Source organism: Blastomonas sp. CCH1-A6, assembly GCF_001556365.1.
GTDB lineage: Bacteria > Pseudomonadota > Alphaproteobacteria > Sphingomonadales > Sphingomonadaceae > Blastomonas > Blastomonas ursincola.
In genome coordinates, this window is record NZ_LSIS01000485.1 from 1 (window position 1) to 2,774 (window position 2,774).

Consider the following 2,774-nt stretch of genomic DNA (forward strand, 5'->3'; position numbering starts at 1 on the left):
TCCGACGGCTTTTCCGGGCTTACCGCCAATCCATTGCTCGGCCGGTTCAGTGAGACGCTCGCTGCGGCGGGCGGTACGCCGATTTTGACCGAGATCCCCGAGATTTTCGGCGCAGAGCAGGCGCTGCTCGACCGCGCGTTCGACGCACAGGTCTTCGGTGCCGCCGCGACGCTCGTGAACCGCTTCAAGCGCTATTATCTGGACCAGGGCCTGCCCGTCTCAGAAAATCCCTCACCCGGCAATATCGCAGGCGGCATCACCACGCTCGAGGAAAAGTCGGCGGGCGCAGTGCAGAAGGCCGGGACCGCGCCGCTCACCAGCGTGATCGCCTATGGAGCGCAAGCTGACCGGCCCGGACTCGCGCTGCTCGAAGCGCCGGGCAACGACGCAGTGTCGTCGACCGCGCTGACCGCCGCAGGGGCGACGCTGGTGCTGTTCACCACCGGACGCGGGACGCCGCTCGGTTTTCCCGCGCCGACGGTCAAGATCGCCTCGAACCGGGCGCTCGCGACCAGCAAGCAACACTGGATCGATTTCGACGCCTCGGCCGCGCTCGAAGGCACGGTCAAGACGGTCGATCGCGCGTTTATGGACAGGTTGCTCGCGATCGCCAGCGGCGAACGGACGGCGGCAGAGCGGGCAGGGCAGCGAGCGATTGCGATCTGGAAAAAGGGTGTGACGCTCTAGAGGAGCGGGCGGCAAACACGCCGCCCCTTGCGGATGACACCGGTTTCCTCTAGGCATCGGAATTGAGAGAAGGACGACAGGATGGGGATGGAATTGCAGGTCAGTGCACAGGTGGACGCGGTGGCGCAGGCCTTTGTCAGCGCGCGGCGCGAAGCGAGGGCGCTGAGCGATTATCCGGGCGTCGCCCCCGCCGCGCTGGACACAGCTTATTCCATTCAGGATCGTGCCATCCATTTCGATGGCCGCGCGGTGGCGGGCTGGAAGGTCGGGCGGATCAATCCGCCGCTCGACGGCACGCTGGGCGCAAACCGTCTTTCAGGGCCCATTTTTGCGGACAGCATCGTCGATGCCGCCTCGGGCGCTGAGCCCGAGATGCCAGTGTTCGAGGGCGGCTTTGCCGCAGGCGAGGCAGAAATCCTGCTGCATGTAGCCCCTGGATTTGCCGGCCCGGTCCCAACCGATGACGATGGCACCCGCTCCATTCTGGACGATGTGCGGCTCGGCATCGAGATTGCCAGCTCGCCTTATGCGCGGATTAATCTGGATGGCCCGGCGGTCACTGTGTCCGATTTCGGCAACAATGCCGGCGTGGTGCTCGGTGCAGAGCTGACCGGTTGGCGCGAGGTAGATCTGTGCGCCATTCTGGTGCGCAGCGAGATCGACGGCGCAGAGGTTGGCCAGGCGACCGCCGCGACCATGCTCGATGGGCCTTATGGCGCGGTGCGCTTTCTGCTGGCGAACCTGATCCAGCGCGGATTTGACGTTTCGCAGGGGCTATGGGTTTCGACCGGTGCGATCACCGGCGTGCACGAGATTGCGGTCGGGCAGAGTTTCAGCGCCGAATTTGTCGGACATGGCGATGTGCGCTGCCGCGTGGTGGCGGCGCAACCACGCTGACGGGACAGAACGGAGGCGGATCGGTAAAGGCCGGGCGCTGCTTTGGGAGAGCTGAACATGGTTGAATCCGCCGCAACTGCGACACGGCCCCAGGCGCTCGACGCCGCTGCGGGCAGGGCAGGGCGCTATCGCTGGGTGATTGTCGGCCTGCTGTTCGCGGCCACCGCGATCAACTATATCGACCGCCAGATGATCGGCGTGCTCAAGCCGACTTTGGTCGCCGAATTCGGCTGGACCGAGACCGACTTTGCCGCGATCGTCTTCTGGTTCCAGGTCGCCTATGCGATCGGCTATATCGGTTTCGGCCGCATTGTCGACGTGATCGGGGCCCGGTTGGGCTATGCGGTCGCGATCGTCATCTGGACCGCCGGGCATATGGCGCACGGGCTCGCCACCGGCGTCACCAGCTTCGCCGCCGCGCGCTTCGGCCTCGGCATCGGCGAGAGCGGCAACTTCCCCGCCGGCATCAAGGCGGTGACCGACTGGTTCCCGCAGCGCGAGCGCGCCTTTGCCATCGGGCTGTTCAATGCCGGGGCCAATGTCGGCGCGATCATCACCCCGTTGCTCGTGCCTGCGCTGGTCCTGTGGTTCGGTTGGCGCGAGGCCTTCTATATAACCGGCATCTTTGGCCTCGTCTGGCTGGCCGCGTGGTGGGCGATCTATCGCCACCCGACCGAGCACAAGAGCGTTTCGGCGGGGGAACTCGCCTGGATCCAGCAGGACCCGGCAGACCCGGTCGAGAAGATCGGCTGGGCCAAGTTGCTCACCGTGCGCGAAACCTGGGCCTATGCACTCGGCAAGTTCCTGATCGATCCCATCTGGTGGTTCTTCCTGTTCTGGCTGCCCGGCTATCTGTTCGAGCGCTATGACATGGACCTGAAGACCTTCGGCCTGCCGCTCGCCGCGATCTATCTGATCTCGGACGGTGGCTCGATCTTCGGCGGCTGGATGTCCTCGCGGCTGATCAAGGCGGGCAAGACCCCCAATTTTGCACGCAAGGCGACGATGCTGGTCTGCGCGCTTGCCGTCACGCCGATCTGGTTCGCGCAAGGAATCGACAGCGTCTGGGGTGCGGTGCTGATCATCGGCCTGGCCACGGCAGCGCATCAGGCTTTCTCGGCGAACCTTTATACCCTGCCGTCGGACGTGTTCCCGCGTGGTGCGGTGGGCTCGGTCGTGGGTATTGGCGG

At 65.2% G+C, this 2,774-nt stretch carries 2 protein-coding genes and 1 pseudogene; all 3 read left to right on the forward strand.

Features of this window, described 5'->3' with window-relative positions; translation table 11 throughout:
• A pseudogene (locus tag AX735_RS21565) lies at positions 1-687 on the forward strand (UxaA family hydrolase); the annotation flags it as partial.
• Positions 688-768: 81 nt separating this feature from the next.
• The gene (locus tag AX735_RS21570) at positions 769-1,584 is read left to right on the forward strand and encodes a 2-keto-4-pentenoate hydratase (RefSeq protein WP_066284656.1); all 816 of its coding nucleotides are present in this window, start codon (positions 769-771) and stop codon (positions 1,582-1,584) included.
• A 57-nt stretch (positions 1,585-1,641) separates the two neighbouring features.
• On the forward strand, positions 1,642-2,774 hold a 1,133-nt coding region (locus AX735_RS21575; RefSeq protein WP_066284658.1), incomplete at its 3' end, for an MFS transporter.

What these genes read in the sequence shown, in the direction of transcription:
- AX735_RS21570 (WP_066284656.1), top strand. Translation starts at nt 769, where the DNA reads ATGGGGATGGAATTGCAGGTCAGTGCACAGGTGGACGCGGTGGCGCAG.